Raw genomic sequence first — 21,710 nt, 5'->3', positions numbered from 1 at the left:
TTATATAAAGCATGCGCTGCGAAGGGGTTGTTGGCGAACCGGGATGTGAGGGCATTTTACCACTCGTACAATGGATGGCGAGGAGAATAAAAAAGAGCTGTCGCCAGCCCTTTTTAACACCGTCTCGCGGAAGTCATGGCGAGCCCGCGGCTTTGCTCAGGGTAAACTCCGCGAAGCAATCTCGCTATGCGCTCTCGCCCAGCACCGAAACAGTGATATTGGCTGTTACGTCGGTGTGCAGCCCCACCGTAATTGCGTAGTCGCCGACCTGCTTGAGCGGGCCGTGCGGCATACGAATCTGCGCTTTCTGAATGGGAAAGCCCTGCTTCTGCAACGCCTCGGCGATGTCCACATTGGTCACCGAGCCAAAAAGCTTGCCGTCCACCCCGGCCTTCTGGGCGATCTGCACCATCAGGCCTTCCAGCTTCGCCGCCTGTTCCTGCTCCTTGGCGAGAGTTTCGTTTTCCACTTTTTCCAGATCGGCGCGACGCGTTTCGAATTCCTTGATGTTCTCGGGCGTGGCGCGCTTGGCCTTGCCCTGGGGAATCAGAAAATTCCGCGCGAAACCCTGTTTCACCTTGACCACATCGCCGAGCTTGCCGAGATTCGCGATTTTTTCCAGCAGAATAACTTGCATGGCTCGCTCCTTAATGCAGTTCGGTGTACGGCAAGAGCGCGAGAAAGCGCGCGCGCTTGATAGCCGTGCTCAATTGTCGCTGGTAGCGCGACTTGGTGCCGGTGATGCGCGCCGGAATGATCTTGCCGCTCTCGTTGATGAAATCCTTCAAGAGCTCGGCATCCTTGTAATCCACTTCCTTGATGCCCTCCGCGGTAAAGCGGCAGAACTTCTTGCGCCTGAACAAAGGACGGTTGCCCCCATCCTTGCGGTCTTTGCGGTCTTTTTTGTCCTTGCGTTTAAATTTCGGACGTGGCATGGCAAACCTTTCTATTCCAATTCAACGTTATTCACATGCAGCACGAGTTGCGTACTGTTCTTGCTTCGGCGCGCTAGAAAACCGGTTAGCTTCACTGACGCGCCCACATTCAGCCTGGCCGTGCTTTTCGCGGCTTCATCCAGCGCCAGCGCCTGAATTTCGCATTCCGCCTGGCGCTTCATTCCGCCATGGATTTGCCAGGAGGTGTGGCTCACCCGGAATTCCAGCACCGCGATCCCCGCGGGGGTGTAACGCAGCGGCTTGATTTCGGCAATCCGGCCGCTCAAAGCGACGCTATTGCTTTCCACTTACGCTACGGATTCCTCGGCGGCGGGCGCCTTCTCTTCCGCCGGCGCTTGCATCACCGACTTGCTCTTTTCCTCGCGCATCATCGGCGAAGGACTGCTCACCGCCTCCTTCATATTCACCATCAGGTGGCGCAGCACCGCATCGTTGAATTTAAACGCATGCTCAAGCTCATCCAGCGTCGGCTGGTCACACTCGACGTTCATCAGCACGTAGTGCGCTTTGTGGACTTTGGCAATGGAATAAGCGAGCTGGCGGCGGCCCCAGTCTTCGAGGCGATGCACCCTGCCGCCCTTGGAGGTGACCAGGCCGCGATAGCGCTCGATCATGCCGGGCACCTGCTCGCTCTGGTCAGGATGGACGATGAAAACAATTTCGTAATGTCGCAATTTAAAACTCCTTATGGGCTACGGCCTCCCGTTATACGAGACGGTAAGGCAAGGATTGAAAGGCGGCAATTATAAGGTTTCCGAGCAGCGCGGGCAACTGGTATATTATCCAGCACAATTAAGATAATTTGATTCTGACCCCTTAGATTCACGGGAAGGAAAAAATGCAGCACTTAATGATTACTACGGCTCTTGAGCTTCCTGGCTATACCATTACTAAAAATCTTGGTGTAGTTCGCGGAATAACTGTTCGCTCTCGCTCAATTGTTGGTAATATTTTTGGCGGGTTACAGTCCCTTTTTGGCGGCAATATTTCCATCTATACCAACCTATGTGAACAGGCGCGATCGGAGACCTTTGAATTAATGCGCGCCACGCCGACGAACTTGGAGCGAACGCAATCATTGCCGTACGGTATGACGCGACCGAGTTAATGGCGGGCCTGACGGAAGTCTTGTGCTACGGCACCGCAGTTGTTGTTGTAGCCAATAGATAACACCCATCCAACATTTCATTCAACCGGGACTGGCAAAAGCCGGTCCGTTAATTCAGACACGTTAAAATGATTTTGCAAGCACAGTTTCTCAGCCGGGCTTTGCATTTTTAGAGGCTCTTTGCCGCCTCGTTTCAAACAAGCATATCCCGCTCGCCACGGAAACATTCAGGCTTTCCACGCCGCCCGCCATTGGAATGCGCACCAGTTCGTCGCAGGTTTCACGGGTCAGCCGCCGCAGCCCCTCCTCTTCCGCGCCCAGCACCCAGGCGATGGGGCCATTAAGTTTTACCGAGAACAAATCCTTTTCCGCCTTGCTGTCCGCACCGATTATCCAAATGCCGCGTTCCTTTAATTCGCGCATTGTCCTGGCGAGATTGGTGACAGCAATATAAGGTACGATCTCCGCCGCGCCGCAGGCGACTTTGGATACCGTTGGAGTAATTCCTACCGCGCGATCCTTGGGGGCGATGACGGCATGCACACCACAGGCATCCGCGACTCGCAAGCAAGCGCCAAGGTTGTGCGGGTCCTGCACGCCGTCGAGCACCAGCAACAAGGCGGGTTCACTCAAATTCTCCAGCAATTCATCCAAATCAGCGGTAGGGCTCACTGGGCTGACTTTGGCCGCCACGCCCTGATGCCTGGCATGGCCGGTCATGCCGTCAAGCCGCATTTGCTCCACCAGAATCACGCGCACTTTGCGGCTCTCCGCCAATGTCAGTAAATCTTTCGCGCGATGATCCTGACGCGCTTGATCCAGATAGATTTCCTGCACGCTTTCCGCGCTTTGCCGTATGCTCGCGGTCACCGCGTGGAAACCGTAAATCAAGCGGCTCATGTTCTTGCCCTTTTTGCCTGCCGACTTTTTTTTCCCGATACCCCGGGAGCATCTTCGAGAACAAAATCGATTTTCGAGCTTTGCAAGTCCACTCTCACCACTTTGACTCGCACCCGGTCGCCCAAGCGGTATTTCTGGCCGGTGCGCTCGCCCAGCAGTAGCTGCTTGCGCGCATCGAAGTGGAAATAATCGCTGCCGAGCTCGGAGATATGCACCAGCCCTTCAATATAAATGTCATCGAGCGCCACGAAAATGCCGAAGCCCGTCACCGCGCTCACCGTGCCGTCGAAGCATTCGTTGATTTTATCCTGCATGTAGTAGCACTTGAGCCAGGCTTCGACATCGCGCGTCGCGTCATCGGCACGCCGCTCGGTTTGCGAGCAATGAATGCCCAACTCGTTCCAGTCGCCCGGATTGTAGGTCTTGCCGTTCAGCACCGCCTTGATGGCGCGGTGCACCAGCAAATCGGGATAGCGGCGGATGGGCGAGGTGAAGTGCGTGTAGGATTCGTACGCCAAACCGAAATGCCCCACGTTGTCGGGGCTGTACATTGCCTGCTGCAGTGAGCGCAGCATCGAGGTTTGCAGCAATTGCGCATCCGGACGGTTTCTAGTTTGAATAAGCAGCTTCGCGTAATCGCTGGCATGCGGATTGTCGCCTCCGCCTAATTGCAAACCGAATTCCTTGAAAAATCCCCGCAGCGCTTCCAGCTTTTCCGGCGTGGGGCCTTCATGGACACGATAAAGCGTCTTTTGGCCGTGTTGCTTGAGAAAATCCGAAGCGCAGACATTTGCCGCCAGCATGCATTCCTCAATCAGCCGGTGGGCATCGTTGCGCTTCACCGGCACGATGCGCTCGATTTTCCCCTGCTGGTTGAAAACCATCTGCGTTTCGATGGTCTCGAAATCAATCGCACCGCGTTTTTCACGCGCTTTCGCCAGCACCTTGTAAAGCCTGTAGAGCATTTGCAGGCACGGAAGGAGCTTGACGTAGCGGCGTGCAGTTTCGCTTTGCGGATGCTCCAGCATGTCCCATACCTCGGTATAGGTGAGCCGGGCGTGCGAGTGGAACACCGCCGGATAAAAGCGGTAGTCGCCGATTTCACCATCAGCATCAATTTCCATTTCACACACCACCGCCAGCCGGTCCACTTTCGGATTGAGCGAACACAGCCCGTTACTCAACACTTCCGGCAGCATCGGAATCACCCGCCGCGGAAAATACACTGAGTTGCCGCGCGCTGATGCCTCCTGATCCAGCGCATCGCCGGGCTTTACGTAATAGCTGACATCGGCGATGGCGACGAACAATTTAAATTCCCCACCATGGGGTTCACAATACACCGCGTCGTCTAAGTCCTTGGCGGTTTCGCCATCTATCGTCACCAGCGGCAAGCGCCGCAGGTCTTTGCGACCCGCATAATCCTTTTGCTCCACTCCGCTGGAAAAGCGCCGGCACAGCCTTTCCACTTCAGGCGGGAACATATGCGGCAAATCGTGCTTGCGCAGCGCGATTTCGATTTCCATGCCCGGATCGGCGTAATTACCCAGCACTTCCTCCACGCGGCCGATGGGCTGCGCGTGCTTGCTCGGCTGCTCGATGATTTCCACCGTCACCACCTGCTCTGCCTCGGCGCCACCGCTTTCGCCTTTGGCAATCAGAATGTCCTGGCTGATGCGCTTGTCTTCAGGCACCACAAACAGGACGCCGTGCTCGTCGTGCAGCCGCCCCACCACGAGCTGATTGGCGCGCGCGAGCACTTCGACGATCTTGGCCTCCGGCCGGCCGCGCCGATCTACGCCGATTTCGCGCGCCATCACGCGGTCGCCGTGCAGCACCTTGTGCATTTCACCGGGGCCGATGAACAGATCCGTCCCGCCGTCATCCGGTATCAAAAAACCAAAGCCGTCTGCGTGTCCCTGCACCCTGCCCTTGATCAGATCGAGCTTGTCCACCACGCAAATCGCGCCCTTGCGGTTGCGCATGATTTGCCCGTCGCGCTCCATCGCGCGCAGGCGCCGGTGAAACAGCGCGCTTTCCTGCGCGCTGATGCCGAGAATGTCCATCAGTTTTTCCACGGAAACGGGAACGCCCTGTTCGGAAAGGATTTTCAGTATGAATTCGCGGCTGGGCATAGCGTAGGGATATTTGGCGCGTTCGCGCTTGAGATGCGGGTCAAGCTCCCGCAATTTGGACTCGGATTTTGCCACCGGACGCGATTGGCGCCGCGCCCCGGCCGAATGGTGATGAGAATTGCTGCGTTTCGTTGACAAGAAAGTGTTTTCCTATTAGATTTGCACCTCTCGTAAAGAGCCGAGATGGCGGAATTGGTAGACGCACCAGGTTCAGGTCCTGGCGGTGGCAACACTGTGGAGGTTCGAGTCCTCTTCTCGGCACCATACGGCAGGATTCAGGATCAAGGATGCCGGATTCAACAAAACTTTTCCTGCCTTTTCCAAAATCCAGACTCCTGAATCCTGAATCCCGGTTATTTGAACGGGTGGCGCAGCACGATGATTTCTTCGCGCTCTGCTCCGGTCGAAATCATATCAATCGGCACATCGCAAATTTGCTCGATGCGCTTCAAGTAATTCTGCGCCGGGCGCGGTAAATCTTCCAATCGCTTTATCCCCACCGTGCTTTCTTTCCAGCCCGGAATTTCTTCGTAGATGGGCTCGCATTTGGCCAGCAGCTCCGCCCCCACCGGCAGGATATCGCTTTCCTCTCCATCCATTTTGTAGCCCACGCCCAGCTGCAGGCGTTCCATGCCGTCGAGCACATCGAGCTTGGTGACGCACAGGCCCGAGACGCCGTTGATTTGAATCGAGCGCTTCAACGCCGCCGCATCGAACCAGCCGCAACGGCGCGGACGCCCGGTGGTGGCGCCAAATTCCTGGCCGCGCGATGCCAGAAGCTTGCCTACTTCATCGCTCAATTCCGTCGGAAACGGCCCGGAACCCACGCGCGTGGTATAGGCCTTGGTGATGCCCAGCACGTAATGCAGCAAGTTCGGGCCGATGCCGCTTCCCGCCGACGCCGCGCCGGCGACGCAATTGCTGGACGTCACAAAGGGATAGGTGCCATGGTCAATATCGAGGAGCGTGCCTTGCGCGCCCTCGAACAGAAGATTTTTGCCCTCGCGATTGGCCTGATACAAAAGCCGCGGCACATCGGCGACCAGCGGCTTGATCGGCTCGGCCAGCGCCAGCGTTTGTTCCAGCGTGCGCTGAAAATCCAGCGGCTTGACGCTGAAATAATTTTTCAGCACGAAGTTGTGATAATCCAGCACTTCGCCCAGTTTCGCTGCGAAGCGCTCGCGCTGGAACAGATCCTGCAAACGAATCGCGCGCCGCGCCACTTTGTCTTCATAAGCCGGGCCGATGCCGCGCCCGGTCGTGCCGATCTTGCCGGCGCCTTTCGCCGCTTCGCGCGCCTGATCCAGGGCCACGTGGTAAGGCAGAATCAGCGGGCAGGCTTCGCTGATCTTGAGCCTCCCCACTACCTCCACTCCGGCTCGCTTGAGTGTAGCGATTTCCTCCAGCAGCGCCTGCGGCGAGACCACCACGCCGTTGCCGATGTAGCAATGCACACCCGCGCGCAGAATGCCGGAAGGAATCAGATGCAAAACGGTTTTCCTGCCGGCGATGACCAGGGTGTGGCCGGCATTGTGCCCGCCTTGGAAGCGCACCACGCCTTGCGCGTGATCGGTCAGCCAGTCGACGACCTTGCCTTTGCCTTCATCCCCCCATTGAGTGCCGACGACGACGACGTTTTTGGACATGCCCGGTCAATTTCCTTTAGTTAGGCCTTTTTGCCACAGAAACCCGTAGAACGGAAGACAAACATTCTTCAATAATAATGTTGTTATGAATTTCTCCGTGACCTCTGTGCCTCTGTGGTTTCACTTAATCGGCACGATTTCCCACTTGCCGTTGCGCGACACCAGCTGGCGGTCGCAATTCGATTCGCCGCGGCTGTCTTCATGCCCGGGCAAATCCACCATGACGACTTCCCCTTGCGCGCGCAATTCGGCAATGCGCTTTTGCAAAGCCGCGTCCTGCGCATAAGGCGCGAGGATGGCCGAAGACGCTCCGTCGGCAGACACCAGCGCGGCAAGCTCGCGCAAGTCCATGCTGAAGCCGGTCGCAGCGCGCGGACGGCCGAATGCCTTGCCCACTTCGTCATAACGCCCGCCCAGGGCAACGGCATTGGGCGAACCTTTGGCATAGGCGCTGAACACCACGCCGCTGTGGTAGTGGTAGCCGCGCAACTCCGCCAGATCAAAGCACAGACTCGCCACATCGCCGCGAAGTTGAGAAGCCAGCGTGCGCAAATCGGAAAGCGCGGCGGTGATTTCCGGATAATCCGGGAGTTCCTTTTGCCCGCGCTGCAAAACCTCATCCCCTCCGTTGAGTTCCGCCAGCAAAAGCAGCGCCTTGCTTGCCCGCGCATCAAGACCACCAGCAAGATTCCGCACCGCCGGCACGTCCTTGGATTGCAGCGCGCCAAACAGTTCGGCTTCAAGTTCAGGCGCAATGCCGGCGCGGCCGGCAATGGCTTTGAATACCTTGACATGGCCGAGGTCGAGATGAATCTCATCGATGCCCGCGAGCTTCAGCGCCTGCAGCATCAGCCGCTGGATTTCCACGTCGCTCTCCACGCCGGCGTGGCCGTAAACTTCGGCGCCGATTTGCAGCGGCTCGCGGGTGCGCGTCATGGCCGATGGCAAGGTGTGCGAGACGCTGCCGCAATAGCACAGGCGGGTGACGCCCTTGCGGTTCAGGAGGTGCGCGTCGATGCGCGCCACCTGCGGCGTAATGTCGGCGCGCAAACCCATCATGCGGCCGCTCAATTGGTCCACCAGCTTGAAGGTTTTCAAATCCATGTCACGCCCGCTGCCGGTGAGCAGCGATTCGACATATTCGATGAGCGGCGGGATCACCAATTGATAGCCGTGCACATAAAACAGGTCGAGGATGCTCCGGCGCAGCCGCTCGATGCGGCGCGCCTCCGGCGGCAGGATGTCTTCGATGTATTCGGGCAGCAGCCAGTTGCGCATAAGAATCTATCTCATCGCACCAGATAAAGCAGCAGCAAACCGACGAGCATCGAGCTCAAACCGATAAAGCGGATTTGGCCGTCGGTCATTTCGGTAAGTCTCTTGAAGGCTTCGCGCCAGATGGCCGGCAGCAGAAACGGCAACACGCCTTCCAGCACCAGCATCAGGGCGAACGCAGTCAGCAACAGTTTGGACATGGTGCGACTACTTGCCCGGTTTGCCGGCGTGTTTTAGGTATTTGAAAAACTCCGAATTGGGGTCCAGCACCAGCACGTCGTTTTTGCTCTTGAAGCTTTGCCGGTAAGCTTCGAGACTGCGGTAAAAAGCGTAGAATTCGGGATTCTGCTGATAGGCCTCGGCATAAATCGCCGCGGCCCGGGCATCGCCCTGGCCCTTGATGCGCTGCGCTTCACGGTAGGCCTCGGCGATGATCACCTCACGCTGACGGTCGGCGTCGGCGCGGATTTTTTCCGACTCGGCGAAGCCGGTCGAGCGCAATTCATTGGCCACGCGCTTGCGCTCGGCTTCCATGCGGTGGTACACCGACTCGCTCACTTCCTGCGGCAGATCCACCCGCTTCAGGCGCACGTCCAGCACCTGCACGCCGATCTTGCGTGCGTCCTCGTTGGCCTTGTCGCGCATCAGCTCCATGATCTTGTCGCGCTCGCCGGACACCACGTCGTGCACCGTGCGATTACCGAATTCGTCGCGCAGGCTCGAGTTCACCGTCTGCGCCAGCCGCGTCTGCGCGCGCTGCTCGTCCCCGCCGACACTCACGTAATACTGCTTCACGTCCACGATGCGCCATTTGACGAAGGAATCCACCAGCACATTTTTCTTTTCCGAGGTGAGAAAACGCTCCGACTCCGGCGAAGCCAAAGTCAGAATGCGCGTCTCGAAGTAGCGCACGTTGTCGAGCAGCGGCACCTTGAAATAAAGCCCCGGCTCCTTTTTGACCGATTTGATTTCACCCAGACGGAACACGATGGCGTTCTGCCGCTGGTCCACGGTGAACAGGGACAGGCTCGTCAGCACCAGCACCACGATCAGGGCAACCAGTACCGCGCTCGCGCTTCTCATTGGCGCTCCTCCCGATCGCGGCTTCTGAATGCCTCGCGCGAGCGCGCGGTGCTTTCAGGTTGTTGCGACTCAGGGGCGGCCGCCCGCGGCGGCACTTCCTGCGGGGGAGCGGTGGCGGTGCTCATTTGCATGAGTTTGTCCAGAGGCAGATACAGCAGATTGGCCCCGGATTTCTGGTCGATCAGCACTTTACTGGTGCTGGAAAGGATTTGCTGCATCATGTCCAGATACAAGCGGTCGCGCGTCACCGCCGGCGCCTTGCTGTATTCCACCAGAATTTGCCTGAAACGCGCGGCGTCGCCTTCGGCGTTGGCCATCACCCGCTGCCGGTAGCCTTCGGCTTCCTGCAGCAGGCGCGCGGACGAACCGCGCGCTTTCGGTATCACGTCGTTGGCGTAACCCTGGCCTTCGTTCTTCTGCCGCTCGCGGTCCTGCCCCGCTTTTACCGCGTCGTCAAACGACGCCTGCACCTGTTCCGGCGGCTGGGCGTTTTGCATCGTCACCTTGCTGATCAGGATGCCGGTCTTGTAGCGGTCGAGAATCTCCTGCATCAGGCGCGTGGCGTGCGCCGCCACTTGCTCGCGCCCCTCGTAGAGCACGAAATTCATTTTGCTTTTCCCGACGATTTCACGAATCGCGGTTTCCGCCACTTGCAGCACCGCATCATCCGGCTCGCGGTTGTTGAAAAGGTAATCCTCAGGGCTTTTCAGGATGTACTGCACCGCAAACTGGATATCGATGATGTTCTCGTCATCGGTGAGCATCAGCGATTCCGTCAGCACCTTGCTTTTCACGTTGTTGCGGTAGCCCACTTCCTTGGTGCGCACCTGCGAGAGGTTGACGATTTCCACGCTTTCGATGGGATAAGGCAGGCGCCAGTGCGGCCCGGGCTGCGTGGTTTCCACATATTTTCCAAAATGCAGCACCAGGCCGCGCTGCGAGGCATCAACGATATAAATACCGCTCGCCAGCCAGACGACCAAAACCAGAACGGCGAGCAAGCCCAGCCTGCCGCCGAAGGGCTTGGGCGAATCGGGCGTGGGCCCGCCGCCGGACTCACGGCCGCGGCCGAACAGCGAATTCAATTTTTCGTTGAATTTGCGCCAGACTGCTTCGAGATCGGGAGGCCCCTGGTTGCCGCGCCTGCCCCATTGCGGATCATTCAATGCCATAATGTTTGCTGCACAGTTCGGTTTTGTCGCGCACCGCAGGCTCCCGGTTCAGGCCGGGCGCTATCGGTACTTTTGCTGTTTCGGGAAATTCGCTGGCTTCGAGGAGCGCCTGCCGCACCAGTTCGATGCCTTCCGCGCTTTGTGCGCTCAAACGAATACGGGTAATTTTACCATACTCGTCCCGCTCCACGCCCGCCTTCCAGCCGCACAAATCGATCTTGTTAAACACCAGTATCTGCGGCAAGGCATCCGCGCCGATTTCCGCCAGCACTTTGTTCGCTTCCTCAATCTGCCGCTCGCGGTCAGGATGGCTCGCGTCCACCACATGTAGCAGCAAATCCGCCTGCGCGGTTTCTTCCAGCGTGGCGCGGAAAGCTTCCACCAGCGTGTGCGGAAGACCACGGATAAAGCCAACCGTATCTGACAGCGCCACCGTGCCATGACCCTCAACAAACAATTTGCGCGTAGTGGTATCCAGCGTGGCAAACAGCTGGTCGGCGCAATAAGCGTGGGCGTGAGTGAGGCTGTTGAAGAGCGTGGACTTGCCGGCGTTGGTGTAGCCCACGAGAGATACCGACATCACCTTGGTGCGGCGGCGCGCCCTTCTCTGCACTTCGCGCTGGCGGCACAGTCTTGCCAATTTATCCTTGAGCACCTTGACGCGCCTGGCGAGCAAACGCCGGTCGGTTTCCAACTGGGTCTCACCGGGGCCCCGCAATCCGATGCCGCCCTTTTGCCTTTCCAAGTGCGTCCAGCCGCGTACCAGGCGGGTGGCAAGATGCCTAAGCTGCGCGAGCTCCACTTGAAGTTTGCCTTCATGGCTTTTGGCGCGCCTGGCGAAGATGTCGAGAATGAGGCTGGTGCGGTCCACCACCCGGCAGCGCAACTGCTTTTCCAGATTGCGCTCCTGGGCCGGGGACAATTCGTGGTTGAAAATGACGAGGTGCGCGAAAGTTTGGCGCAAAGCCAGCGCAATTTCCCCGACTTTGCCGGTGCCGGCAAAAAACGCGGGGTCGGGTCTTGAGCGTTTTCCCTGGATCAGGCTGCGGGCGTCGATGCCGGCGCTTCTTGCCAGGAGCTTGAGTTCCTGCAGGCTTTCCTCGTAGCCGGCTTCGCCGAAATCGAGGCCGACTAATACTGCCGTACTCCCGCTGTCGGGACGCTCGAACATTAAAACTTTAACGTCAACTTTCCGAGGATGAGGATGGCTCGAACGGTGGTATGCTCACCGGCCTGGCGGGAACCACGGTGGAAATGGCGTGCTTGTATACCATTTGCGTGACTGTGTTCTTCAGCAACACTACATACTGGTCAAACGATTCGATTTGCCCTTGCAGTTTGATGCCGTTCACCAGATAAATCGAAACCGGCACATGTTCCTTGCGGAGAGCGTTCAAAAACGGGTCTTGTAACAATTGCCCTTTGGTCATGTTGACTCCAAATTTTAGTTATTGGGTGTTTAACTTTACTTGATTTTCTGGCTTAAAGCCAGCCGTCGAGCCCGGCGGCAAACACTTCGTTTTCAAGCCTTTTTCCCGGCATAGGGGTTGCGGCCGCGCTTGAATTCCACCTTGAGCGGCGTGCCCTGCAGTTTGAATGCCACTCTAAATACGCCCTCCAGATAGCGCCAGTAGCTGTCCGGCACCGCATCCAGGGCATTGCCGTGAACCACGATCCGCGGCGGGTTGCGGCCGCCTTGATGGGCGTAGCGCAATTTCGGGCGGATGAGCCCCGAGCGCGGCGGTTGCTGCCTGGTGACCGCGCCCATCAAGACACGGGTCAGCCTGGGGGTGGGGAGTTTCGCCATCGCCGCCGTATACGCCGCATCCACCGCTTTCATCAAGGCGACTAGGCCCTGTCCTTCCTGCGCCGAAATAGTGTGGACCTGGGCGAAGTCGAGAAACTTGAGCTTCCACGCCAGATCGCGCTTGACCTGTTCGCGCTCGGCCCAGCCAAGGCCGTCCCACTTGTTCAACGCCACCACCAAGGCCCGCCCCGCTTCCAGAATGATGCCGGCAATGTGCGCGTCCTGTTCGGTGATCTGGTTTTGCGCATCGAGAACCAGCACCGCCACATTGGCATCCGCCACCGCCTGCAGGGTTTTGAGCATGGAAAATTTCTCGACCGTCTCCACCACCTTGCCGCGCTTGCGCAAGCCGGCGGTGTCGATCAGCGTGTAACGCTTGCCTTGCCGCTCGAAATCCACGTAAATGCTGTCGCGGGTGGTGCCGGGTTCATCGAACACGATAACCCGCTCCTCGCCCAGCAGGGCGTTAACCAAAGTGGATTTGCCGACGTTGGGACGGCCGACGATGGCGATTTTCGGGTGAGTGTCTTGCTGCAGCGGCGTTTCCTCGTCTGGCGCATCGGCCAAAATCAACTCGACGAGCTCGTTCACGCCTTCGCCATGCGCCGCCGCTATCGGCAAGGGTTCGCCCAAACCCAGCTCGTGAAATTCGGATGCGGCTAGAGCAGACGCCATTCCTTCCGCCTTGTTCACCACCAGATAGAGCGGGCGCCCGCATTTGCGAAGATTATCGGCAATCATCCGGTCCGTGGCCGTCAATCCTTCCCGCGCATCGACCAGAAACAGAATGCGGTCGCCTTCCGCCACCGCTTGCAACGTTTGTTTCGCCATTTCCGGCAGAATGCCCTGCCTGGCCGCCGGCTCGAGGCCGCCGGTATCCACCACCAGAAACGGCCTGGTTCCGATTCTGCCCTGCCCATAATGGCGATCGCGGGTCAGGCCGGGGACTTTGGCGACGATGGCATTGCGGCTTTTGGTGAGCCGGTTAAACAGCGTGGATTTGCCGACATTGGGGCGACCGACCAGGACCAGGGTGGGTTTCATGATGCACTATAAGCGGTGAGCAGGTTCGTCCGATTAACCTTCACGGATTGGATTGGATCGTCATGGCGAACAGCCGGCCGCCGTGCGTCTGCACCAAAAGACTTCGCGGCAGCACAATCGGCGGCGCGAAGACGCGGCTGCCATCGGTGGAAAGACGCGCGGCAAAGGCGCCGTCTTCACGCGACAGGAAATGCACATAACCGTGAAAATCGGAAACAACCACATAGCGGCCAAACACCAGCGGTGCGGTAAGCTTGCGCCCGAAAAGCTTGGCCTGTTTCCACACGCTGGCGCCGCTAAACTTGTCCAGTGCAATCACCCCGCCCTTGTCGTCGCTCACATAGACATTGCGCTCATCCAGGGTCATGCCGGCGATGCTCGAGATTTCGCGCGACCAAAGTAGATTGCCGCGCAACAGGTCAAAACACGCCACTCGTCCCTGGTACGCCACCGCGCAAACGCGTTCCTGATCCACCACCGGAACGCTGGTAATGTCGGTGACGCGCTCCAATTCAGTGGTGCCGCGCGGCAGCGCCACCGTCGCTTCCCAACCGATATTTCCGGTGCCAAGGTCGATCGCGACCAGCTTGCCGCCGGCAAATCCGGCAAATACCCCGCCGTGCGTAATCGCCACGCTGGCAAACGAACGCACGCTAAGCGCCGGGGTGCTGCGCTGGTAGACCCACTTGCGCTTGCCGGTTTCCGCTTCCAGCCCGAAAATCCGCCCGTCTTCGGTGCGCACCACCACGATTCCGTCCGCCACGCGGGCGGGACTCAGGATTTCGCTGGTGAGTTGCGATTTCCACAGCAGATAACCTTCGCTGTCAAACGCCAGCAGTTCGCCTTTCAAATCGCCCACCAGCACTATATTATGCTCGGCGCCGACGCCCCCGGAGAGCCTGCGCTTGGTGTCCACCCGCCAAATCAGCTTTCCGCTCACGGCGTCGTAGCGCATGAGTTCGCCCTCATCGTTGGCGGCGTAAACGCTGTCGGAGGCGAACCCCGGGGCGAATACGTACGCGCCGGACGGGCCGACGTCCTTTTTCCACTTGACTGCGGCTTTGGCGGTGCGCGTGAACGTCACCAGCCGCGCCGGCTTCTCCCCGGTATCCGGATCGCTGCCAAAACCGAGGAAATCGGAGCAGGCGCAAAGGAAAAGCACAAGCAGCGGCACGACCGCCCAGGAAAACCGCCGCTTCATTTACTTTCCTCCCAGAGCGTCCAGCTTGACCTGAATCAGGCTGCGGTAATTGCTTTTCTTGTCGCTTTTGTCGAGCGCCGTCTGGTAGGCGCCCCTCGCCTCGGCGGTTTTGCCTTGGGCAACCAGGAGGTCTCCCTTGAGATCGTAAAACAGCGGGTCATAGGCCGGGCTGTGTTTGGCTTCGAGGAGCGAAAGCGCCTCGGCATAATTTTTTTCATCGAGCAGCGCGCTGCCAAGCCGCAGCCTCGCCATGTCCCGAAGCTCGTCTTCGGAAGCGTTGTCAATGACCCATTGCAGCTGCGCCTTGGCGCTTTTAACATCGCCCGAATCATAATTGGTCTTGGCGGCAATCAATGCGGCGCGCGCGGCGTAGGCGGTGGATGGAAATCTTTCGACGATGGCGCCCGCCGTCTCCTGAATTTTTTTGGCGTCCTTGCCCGGCAGCAGTTCCTCCAGCGCCCCATAAAGTGCGGCCGCCTGCCGGGCCTGCGTGTGCTGGTAATGGCGCCAGCCTTGCACTGCCGCCGCACCCAAGGCGAAAACCACCACGATGGTAATCACCAGCCTGCCGTTTTCCTTCCACCAGGCTTTAAACTCCTCTATCTGCTCTTGTTCCTGCAAGTCATACATCGGGTTTCCTCAGTTTCTCGATAATCCGTGTCAATCCTGAGCGGATCTGTTCGCCCGCTTCGAGCAAGGGTTTCAGGCTTACTTCATTGGCCCGCGCTTCGTCATCGCCGATAATCACGGCGTAACGGGCGCCGCTGGCATCCGCTTTTTTCATTTGCGCCTTGAAACTGCCGCCGCCGCAATTCAGGAGCACGCTCAAGCCATGGTCGCGCAGGACTTCCGCAATTTGGAATGCCTGGCGCTCGGCAAGTTCGCCCTGATGCACCAGATAAGCATCGGGTGCAGGTTGCTTTTCTTCCCGCTGTTGCAGCGCCAGCAGGCGCTCGATGCCCATGGCGTAGCCGCACGCCGGCGCGGGCCCGCCACCCAATTGTGCAACCAATCCGTCGTAGCGTCCGCCGGCACAGATCGTGCCTTGCGCGCCCAGCCTGCCGGTGACCCACTCGTACACCGTCAAGTTGTAGTAATCGAGCCCGCGCACCAGGCGTGGGTTGATTTCGAAGGCAATGCCCGCGTTCTTGAGCAGCGTCTGCAGCTCTTCAAAGTGCTTGAGCGAAGCCTGGTCCAGCTCATCTATGAGCCGCGGCGCGGCTTCGATGACGGGCTGCATCGCCGGCTCCTTGCTGTCGAGCACGCGCAGCGGGTTTCTTTCCACGCGTTCTTTCATCTTTTGGTCAAACTGGCCAGCAAACGATGTTAGATATTTTTTCAGCCGCTCGCGGTAGCGGCTACGGCACTCCGCGCCGCCCAGCGAATTGATTTGCAGCTGGATGCCCGATAAACCCAGTTTTTTCCACAGCCGCGCACTCATGATGAGGTGCTCGGCGTCGATATCGGGCCCGGCAAAACCCAACGCCTCCACCCCGATCTGGTGGAACTGGCGGTAACGCCCCTGCTGCGGGCGCTCGTGGCGGAACATCGGGCCCGTATAATAAAGACGCAGCGGCCCGGGATACAGCAGATTGTGCTCGAGCACCGCGCGCACGCAGGAAGCGGTGCCTTCCGGCCGCAAGGTGAGGCTCTCGCTGTTTAACTGGCCGACGAAGGTGTACATCTCCTTCTCGACGATATCGGTCGCTTCGCCAATCGAGCGCACGAACAGATCGGTTTTTTCAACCATTGGCATGCGAATGTTGCGATAGCCGTAGGCGGCCAGCCACTCGCGCACCGTGTCTTCGAACGCCACCCACCGGGGCGCCTGCTCCGGCAAGATGTCGTTCATCCCGCGTACCGCCTGAATGTTGTTTTGTTTCATTGTTCCGAAGAGAGGAGGCCCATCGGCCGTCCCATTAACCAAGTCCAGGGCTCCGGGCGCTACTCCAAAGTCAGGCGCGCCACATCGACTTTGGTATACGGTTTCAAATCCACCGGCTTGTTGTTGTAAATGATCCTCACCCCCGCGGCGTTACCGACCACCACCGAAAACGGCGGCACGCCGCGCACTGACTGCGTGCTGCCCGCCGGATTGAGCTGGGAAAAAATCGCCTTGCCGTTCTTGTCGGCAATCTCCACCCATGTATCCTGCACGAACTCCAGGCGAATCTCCGCGCCTCGGTCGCGCGGCGCAACCGGCCTGATATCGGTTTGCTGTGCCGCTGCCGCCGCGCTGCTTTGCGCCAGGTCGGGTGGGGCGGGCACCGGCTCCGTTATTAGCTTCCGCGGCGTCTCGGTTTTGCTTTTCTCCACCGCTGCGGGTGCGGGTTCGCGTTTTACATTGACCGGCTTGGGCGCATCTTTTTCCAGCTTGCCGTGATACCACTCATAAGCAAAGAAACCCGCCAGCAGCGCAGCCAGCACGCCGGATATCGCGTAACTGCGCCAGTCGTATTTTTTATCGGAAGTGGTGGGGATTTCCGCTACGCCGTGCTCGGCTTCAGGCACTTGCGGCGGCGGCGGCATCAGTTTGGCGGCCTTGAGCAGCGGCTCGACATCAACTTGCACCAGCTTCGCGTAGTTGCGGATAAAGCCGCGCACGAACGTGATGCGCGGCAGGCTCTTGAAATCATCCGCTTCCAGCGCTTCCACCTGGCGCACGGCGAGCTTGAGCTGACGCGCCACATCAGACACGCTCAGGCCCTGGCGCTCACGCGCCGCGGATAGAACGCGGCCGATGCTTGCCGTTTGGTTGTCCGCAGCGCCTTCAGTCATTCGAACTGCCCGTAATTCAGTGCGCGGGTTTCCCTGGAGTCCGGATAACGCTTGCGCAATTGCGCGGCGTAGCTTGCTTGCGCATTGCTGTCGCCCAGTCTGCGCTCAATGCGCACGCCCAGCCACAGGCTTTCCGGGGTTGGCACCGACGTCACCTGCATGTACTTGACCAGATATGATTTGGCTTCGCCGTGCTGGCCGCGTTTGAATTTGAGGTCGGCCATGTTATAAAGCGCCGGCTGCTGATCGGGGCGCAAGCGCAGCGCTTTCAGGAAATAGGCTTCGGCGGCCGCCTCATCGCCGCTGCGGCGCGAGCAAATACCGGCATTGGCATAGGATTTTTCCGGCGTGGCGTAAAGCGGATTTTTCAGCGCCGCGAGGAAATACTTGATTGACTCCTGCTCGCGCTTGCGCTGGCACAGAAACCAGCCGTAATTGTTGTTCGCGTCCGAATCCAGCGGCGTGAGCTTGAGCGCCTGCCGGAAATTGCGCTCCGCGTCCGCATCTTCACGCAACTCCATGTATACCAGCCCCAGCACGTTGTACGCCTGCGCATAATCGGAATCGGCGCGCAAGGCCTCCTTCAATTCCTCCAACGCCACGCCTGGCTGGCCGCGCTCAAAATATCCCGAGCCCAGTTCAGTGTGGATTTGCGCGCGGCGTTTTGCATCCGCCTGTTTGGCCGGCGGCGCTTCCAGCGGCGAAGTGGACGTGGTTTGCACCCGCTCCTGAATGCAGCCGGCAAGCATGACCGACAATCCAAGCAAAAGGATTTTTTTCACGGTGAATCCCCCATCGCGGCGCTACGGCGCAATTTGCGCCTGGTGCGATCCTGCACTTCGCCGGTCAGTTGCCCGCATGCCGCGTCAATGTCGTCGCCGCGCGTCTTGCGCGTGGTGACCACCAGACCGGCTTCCACCAGCACGTCGCGGAAACGCACAATGGCTTGGGGCGAGGAACGCCGATAACCGGAATCGGGAAATGAATTGAAGGGGATCAAATTGAATTTGCACGGCACGTTCCTGACCAGGGTCACCAGTTCGCGCGCCTGGGCCACGCTGTCGTTCACCCCTTCCAGCATCACATATTCGAAGGTAATGAAATCCCTCGGTGCGGCAGTAATATATCTTCGGCAGGCAGCGAGCAATTCGCGCAGCGGATATTTCCTGTTGATCGGCACCAGCATGTCCCGCAGCCGGTCGTTGGGCGCATGCAGCGACACCGCGAGCGCCACCGGGCAGGCTTCCCGCAGGCGCTCGATCGCCGGCACCACGCCGGAGGTGCTCAAGGTCACGCGCCGGCGCGACAGCCCGTAAGCATGGTCATCGAGCATCAAACGCAGCGCAGTCACCACGTTGTCGAAATTCAAAAGCGGCTCGCCCATGCCCATCAACACCACGTTGCTGATTACCCGCTCACCCTTGGGATCATGACCCAGCGCCTTGTTCGCCCACCACAACTGGCCGATGATTTCAGCCACGCTCAAGTTGCGATTGAATCCCTGCCTGCCCGTCGAGCAAAAAGTGCATTCCAGCGCGCAACCCGCTTGCGTCGATATGCATAGCGTGCCCCTATCAATTTCCGGAATGAACACCGCGTCCACCGCATTACCGTTGCCCACCTCCAGCAGCCACTTGCGGGTGCCGTCGGCGGACGTGCTGTCCGACTTCACTTTCGGCGGCTCGATTACCGCAGTCGCCGAAAGCTTCTCGCGCAAGCTCTTGGCGAGATCGCTCATTTTGGTGAAATCACTTTCTCCGAAATGATGAATCCAGCGCAAAAGTTGTCTGGCGCGAAACGGCCGCTCGCCGATTTCACTGCAGAATGCGGCGAGTTGTGGCAGATCGTAATCGAGCAAATTAACCGGCATCAGCGTGAGTGTATATCCAGGGTCGGGAAGAAATAAGCGATTTCCATCGCCGCGGTATGCAGGCTGTCGGAACCGTGCACCGCATTGAAGTTGACGCTTTGGGCGAAATCGGCGCGGATGGTGCCTTTCGCCGCCTTCTTCGGATCGGTCGCGCCCATGATTTCACGATTGAGCATGATCGCATTGTTGCCTTCCAGCACCTGCACCATCACCGGGCCGGAAGTCATGAAAGCCACCAGGTCCTTGAAAAACGGCCGCTTACGGTGCACGGTATAAAATCCTTCCGCTTCAATGTGCGACAGCCTCAGCATGCGCGCGGCGACGATCTTGAGGCCTTTTTCCTCGAATCGGGAGTAGATTTTTCCGATGATGTTTTTTGCCACGGCATCCGGCTTGACGATGGACAGGGTGCGTTCAACGGCCATTCACAATCTCCAGAGTTAATTCTGAAAGGGTTAATAAATTGATTAACTTGTAAAAATACCATGATAAAGCCTTCAAATAAAGCCTGGGAGCCTGGTTTTTTGCGGTTTATTGTAGACCATAGTCAAAATTCGCCCATCCACGCATAATGCGCGAGGAACACGTCCCGGCCCCGCCATAATGATGAAATCCGCTTGGTGCTTGTTTTTGAGTCTGCTGGCGTTAGGGTTGCCCGCTGCCACGCCGGCGCAAGCCGAACCGCCGCTGACTTACGATCAGGCGTTGCAGGAACTCGACCGGCCCTATGCCGAAAACCGGCGCAGCGCAGTGAAACGGCTGGGCGAAATCGGCCTGATGAGCGACACGCCGGCGCTGATCAAGCGGCTGCGCGATGCCGATTGGCTCACCCGCGGGCTCGCCGAAAATGCCCTGTGGCAAGTGTGGACCCGCTCTGGCGATGAAAAAGTGGATGCCCTGTTTCGCCTCGGCGTCGAGCAAATGCAGGAAGGACCGGGGCACGAGGCCATCGCCACTTTCAGCAAGGTTATCGAGCTCAAGCCGGATTTCGCCGAAGGCTGGAACAAGCGCGCCACGCTTTACTTCATCATGGGAAAATACCGGAAATCGCTTGCCGATTGCGGCGAGGTGTTGAAACGCAATCCCCACCATTTCGGCGCGCTGGCGGGCTACGGCCAGATTTATTTGCGTCTCAACCGGCCGGAACTCGCGCTGGATTATTTTCGCCGCGCGCTCGACATCAATCCCAACCTGCGTGGTGTTGAAATCAACATCAAGAAACTGGAACAGGAAATAGGCGAAAAGCGCGGGCGCACCATTTAGCCTCAGAAAAAGCTGCGCGCATCAATTCGGTGCGCGACAAGCTCACCCTATTGCCAAAGCGTTAAAATTTTACTCCGCCGAACGACAGCAAACAAAGAATTGCGGCGACGGCTATTGTCAACCAACTCGATAACGTGCCGATGTAGCGCCCGGGCGAGGGGCCCGCTGAAGCACCCAAGCCTTGCGCATGAAATATCCGCCCTGCCAGCAACGCGATGCCCAGCACATGCACCACCCAGGCGCTGAAGCCGGCAAGCTCCACCAACGAAATCAACAGCAGCGCGGTGGGCACGTATTCCACGAAATTGCCCTGCACGCGAATGGCTCGCGCCAGATCGGCGTTGCCGCCGTCGCCGATGCCGATTTTGAATTTGCCGCGATAACCCACTATTTTATAAGAAAGATAAACCAGCAACAGGCCCAACAGAGCGGCGTATGGAAGAATTATTTTCGGGACCATGGCAAACTCCTTTCTCAAAATTTCTCGACCCAGGGCCGCAAATCCACTTCCAGGCTCCAGGCGCTGCGGGGTTGCAGGTGCAGCTGATAATAGGTTTCGGCAATTGCGTTTGGATCGAGCACGGCATCTTTGCCACGCCCTTCTTCACGATAGCCCGGGCGGTCGGAACGAATTTGGCCGTCAATCACCACATGCGCAACGTGAATGCCCTTGGGTTGCAACTCGCGCGCCATGCTTTGCGCCAGCGCCCTTAACCCGAATTTGCCCACGGCCAGATTGTGAAACCAGGCGCTGCCTCTGAGGCTGGCGGTGGCGCCGGTAAAAATAATCGTGCCAGACGGATTTTCTGTTGAGAGCATTGCGCGCGCCGCTGCTTGTCCAACTAGAAAGCCCCCGAGGCAGCCGATTTTCCAGCAGCACTCGAATTCTTCCTTGGTGGTTTCCAGAATTCCCTTGCGCACGAAAGCACCGGCGTTGTACACAACCAGACAGGGCTTGCCAAGATCCGCCGCAACCTTGGAAAACAGTTTTTCCACGGATTCCTCGTCTGTCGCATCACAGTCATAAGCCCGGCCTTTGACGCCTTGAGAGGAAAGCTCCCGGGTAAGCGATGCCAGCTTTGCCGCGTCCCGCGAAGCCGCAGCTACATGCATGCCGGCGTGCGCCAAGCGCCGCGCGAGCGCCGAACCCAATCCCGGGCCCACGCCTACAACGACTGCGACTTCCGGTTTCGTCATTGCTCCTCCGTTCAAGTAAACTATCGCGCTAGTTTGCCATGCTTATGAAACCAAGAAAACTGCTGACAATGCTGCTCGGCTCCACGCTGCTCGCCGGTTGCTATTCGAGCCCTTATTACAATCCGGCGAAACACCACCACACGCCGGAGGCCTTAGACCAGCCGCCGCGCGATTTGATTAAAGCGCGCTTGGAAGCGGGTTTAACCGCGGAGCGTTTCTTTGTGGTAAAGCACGGGGAGACGCGTGAACTGAGCGGGCTAATCAAACCTTAAACC

General features: G+C 58.6%; 25 protein-coding genes, 1 tRNA gene and 1 pseudogene. 4 read left to right on the top strand and 23 right to left on the bottom strand.

Going from position 1 to position 21,710, the window contains the following annotated elements; all coding sequences use genetic code 11:
- Positions 1-184 precede the first annotated feature (184 nt).
- Genes rplI through rpsF form a run of 4 tightly spaced genes read right to left on the bottom strand, consistent with a single transcriptional unit; the run spans position 185 to position 1,630 of the window.
- Positions 185-637 (bottom strand): 50S ribosomal protein L9, encoded by a 453-nt coding sequence (gene rplI / locus VHE58_02025; GenBank protein ID HVS26070.1) that lies wholly within the window; start codon positions 635-637, stop codon positions 185-187.
- 10 nt (positions 638-647) lie between these two features.
- Positions 648-935 (bottom strand): 30S ribosomal protein S18, encoded by a 288-nt coding sequence (gene rpsR / locus VHE58_02020; GenBank protein HVS26069.1) that lies wholly within the window; start codon positions 933-935, stop codon positions 648-650.
- A gap of 11 nt (positions 936-946) precedes the next feature.
- Entirely contained in the window at positions 947-1,243 is a 297-nt protein-coding gene (priB, locus tag VHE58_02015; protein ID HVS26068.1) for a primosomal replication protein N, read from the bottom strand.
- On the bottom strand, positions 1,244-1,630 hold the full coding sequence (gene rpsF / locus VHE58_02010; GenBank protein ID HVS26067.1) for a 30S ribosomal protein S6: 387 nt from the start codon (positions 1,628-1,630) through the stop codon (positions 1,244-1,246).
- 164 nt (positions 1,631-1,794) lie between these two features.
- On the opposite strand from rpsF, the pseudogene VHE58_02005 reads away from it, so the two are divergent.
- Positions 1,795-2,126, top strand: a pseudogene (locus VHE58_02005) (YbjQ family protein).
- Positions 2,127-2,214: 88 nt separating this feature from the next.
- Here the strand turns inward: VHE58_02005 and rlmB are convergent.
- Together rlmB and rnr are read right to left on the bottom strand one after the other, a co-directional pair.
- Complete coding sequence (gene rlmB / locus VHE58_02000) at positions 2,215-2,964, bottom strand: 23S rRNA (guanosine(2251)-2'-O)-methyltransferase RlmB (protein ID HVS26066.1); 750 nt, start codon at positions 2,962-2,964, stop codon at positions 2,215-2,217.
- Complete coding sequence (rnr, locus tag VHE58_01995) at positions 2,961-5,099, bottom strand: ribonuclease R (protein ID HVS26065.1); 2,139 nt, start codon at positions 5,097-5,099, stop codon at positions 2,961-2,963. Before rnr ends, rlmB begins: the two co-directional genes overlap by 4 nt.
- 177 nt (positions 5,100-5,276) lie before the next feature.
- Here rnr and VHE58_01990 point away from each other — a divergent pair.
- Positions 5,277-5,363: transfer RNA gene (locus tag VHE58_01990), tRNA-Leu, on the top strand.
- Positions 5,364-5,452: 89 nt separating this feature from the next.
- Here the strand turns inward: VHE58_01990 and VHE58_01985 are convergent.
- The 15 genes from VHE58_01985 to ndk all read right to left on the bottom strand — a co-directional run bounded on the left by VHE58_01985 (position 5,453) and on the right by ndk (position 19,400).
- Positions 5,453-6,745, bottom strand: coding sequence for an adenylosuccinate synthase (locus VHE58_01985; GenBank protein ID HVS26064.1), 1,293 nt, complete (start codon positions 6,743-6,745; stop codon positions 5,453-5,455).
- A gap of 120 nt (positions 6,746-6,865) precedes the next feature.
- Entirely contained in the window at positions 6,866-8,023 is a 1,158-nt protein-coding gene (locus VHE58_01980) for an ATP phosphoribosyltransferase regulatory subunit (protein ID HVS26063.1), read from the bottom strand.
- A gap of 11 nt (positions 8,024-8,034) precedes the next feature.
- On the bottom strand, positions 8,035-8,220 hold the full coding sequence (locus VHE58_01975; GenBank protein ID HVS26062.1) for a DUF2065 domain-containing protein: 186 nt from the start codon (positions 8,218-8,220) through the stop codon (positions 8,035-8,037).
- Between the two features lie 7 nt (positions 8,221-8,227).
- Positions 8,228-9,103 carry a protease modulator HflC gene (gene hflC, locus VHE58_01970; GenBank protein ID HVS26061.1) on the bottom strand — a complete coding sequence of 292 codons (876 nt, stop codon included), beginning with the start codon at positions 9,101-9,103 and terminating at the stop codon, positions 8,228-8,230.
- Entirely contained in the window at positions 9,100-10,275 is a 1,176-nt protein-coding gene (hflK, locus tag VHE58_01965) for an FtsH protease activity modulator HflK (GenBank protein ID HVS26060.1), read from the bottom strand. The genes hflC and hflK overlap by 4 nt, the downstream gene beginning before the upstream one ends.
- The gene (gene hflX / locus VHE58_01960; protein HVS26059.1) at positions 10,262-11,446 is read right to left on the bottom strand and encodes a GTPase HflX; all 1,185 of its coding nucleotides are present in this window, start codon (positions 11,444-11,446) and stop codon (positions 10,262-10,264) included. Before hflX ends, hflK begins: the two co-directional genes overlap by 14 nt.
- 13 nt (positions 11,447-11,459) lie before the next feature.
- Positions 11,460-11,705: an RNA chaperone Hfq gene (gene hfq / locus VHE58_01955; protein ID HVS26058.1), complete on the bottom strand. Its 246-nt coding sequence runs from the start codon at positions 11,703-11,705 to the stop codon at positions 11,460-11,462.
- A gap of 92 nt (positions 11,706-11,797) precedes the next feature.
- Positions 11,798-13,126, bottom strand: a complete 1,329-nt coding sequence (gene der, locus VHE58_01950; protein HVS26057.1) for a ribosome biogenesis GTPase Der — start codon at positions 13,124-13,126, stop codon at positions 11,798-11,800.
- A gap of 40 nt (positions 13,127-13,166) precedes the next feature.
- Positions 13,167-14,327, bottom strand: coding sequence for an outer membrane protein assembly factor BamB (gene bamB / locus VHE58_01945; GenBank protein ID HVS26056.1), 1,161 nt, complete (start codon positions 14,325-14,327; stop codon positions 13,167-13,169).
- Positions 14,328-14,957 carry a tetratricopeptide repeat protein gene (locus VHE58_01940; GenBank protein ID HVS26055.1) on the bottom strand — a complete coding sequence of 210 codons (630 nt, stop codon included), beginning with the start codon at positions 14,955-14,957 and terminating at the stop codon, positions 14,328-14,330.
- Positions 14,950-16,212 carry a histidine--tRNA ligase gene (hisS, locus tag VHE58_01935; protein ID HVS26054.1) on the bottom strand — a complete coding sequence of 421 codons (1,263 nt, stop codon included), beginning with the start codon at positions 16,210-16,212 and terminating at the stop codon, positions 14,950-14,952. The genes VHE58_01940 and hisS overlap by 8 nt, the downstream gene beginning before the upstream one ends.
- A 59-nt stretch (positions 16,213-16,271) precedes the next feature.
- Positions 16,272-17,105, bottom strand: a complete 834-nt coding sequence (locus tag VHE58_01930; protein ID HVS26053.1) for a RodZ domain-containing protein — start codon at positions 17,103-17,105, stop codon at positions 16,272-16,274.
- A complete protein-coding gene (gene pilW, locus VHE58_01925; GenBank protein HVS26052.1) occupies positions 17,102-17,887 on the bottom strand; it encodes a type IV pilus biogenesis/stability protein PilW in 786 nt (261 codons plus the stop codon). The genes VHE58_01930 and pilW overlap by 4 nt, the downstream gene beginning before the upstream one ends.
- Positions 17,884-18,975, bottom strand: a complete 1,092-nt coding sequence (gene rlmN / locus VHE58_01920; GenBank protein HVS26051.1) for a 23S rRNA (adenine(2503)-C(2))-methyltransferase RlmN — start codon at positions 18,973-18,975, stop codon at positions 17,884-17,886. The genes pilW and rlmN overlap by 4 nt, the downstream gene beginning before the upstream one ends.
- Positions 18,975-19,400 (bottom strand): nucleoside-diphosphate kinase, encoded by a 426-nt coding sequence (gene ndk / locus VHE58_01915; protein HVS26050.1) that lies wholly within the window; start codon positions 19,398-19,400, stop codon positions 18,975-18,977. The genes rlmN and ndk overlap by 1 nt, the downstream gene beginning before the upstream one ends.
- Positions 19,401-19,578: 178 nt before the next feature.
- Here ndk and VHE58_01910 point away from each other — a divergent pair, with 178 nt between their 5' ends.
- Complete coding sequence (locus VHE58_01910; GenBank protein ID HVS26049.1) at positions 19,579-20,238, top strand: tetratricopeptide repeat protein; 660 nt, start codon at positions 19,579-19,581, stop codon at positions 20,236-20,238.
- Between the two features lie 61 nt (positions 20,239-20,299).
- Here the strand turns inward: VHE58_01910 and VHE58_01905 are convergent, their stop codons facing one another.
- Together VHE58_01905 and VHE58_01900 are read right to left on the bottom strand one after the other, a co-directional pair.
- Positions 20,300-20,698, bottom strand: coding sequence for an MAPEG family protein (locus tag VHE58_01905; GenBank protein HVS26048.1), 399 nt, complete (start codon positions 20,696-20,698; stop codon positions 20,300-20,302).
- Between the two features lie 14 nt (positions 20,699-20,712).
- Entirely contained in the window at positions 20,713-21,435 is a 723-nt protein-coding gene (locus VHE58_01900; protein HVS26047.1) for an SDR family NAD(P)-dependent oxidoreductase, read from the bottom strand.
- 38 nt (positions 21,436-21,473) lie between these two features.
- On the opposite strand from VHE58_01900, the gene VHE58_01895 reads away from it, so the two are divergent.
- Complete coding sequence (locus tag VHE58_01895; protein HVS26046.1) at positions 21,474-21,707, top strand: hypothetical protein; 234 nt, start codon at positions 21,474-21,476, stop codon at positions 21,705-21,707.
- Positions 21,708-21,710 lie beyond the last annotated feature (3 nt).

The sequence above is a fragment of the Burkholderiales bacterium genome (assembly GCA_035543335.1).
In the GTDB taxonomy this organism is placed as follows: Bacteria; Pseudomonadota; Gammaproteobacteria; order Burkholderiales; family JAHFRG01; genus JAHFRG01.
Note: the sequence above shows the minus strand (reverse complement) of the source record. Positions and strands in the feature narration are given on the sequence as shown.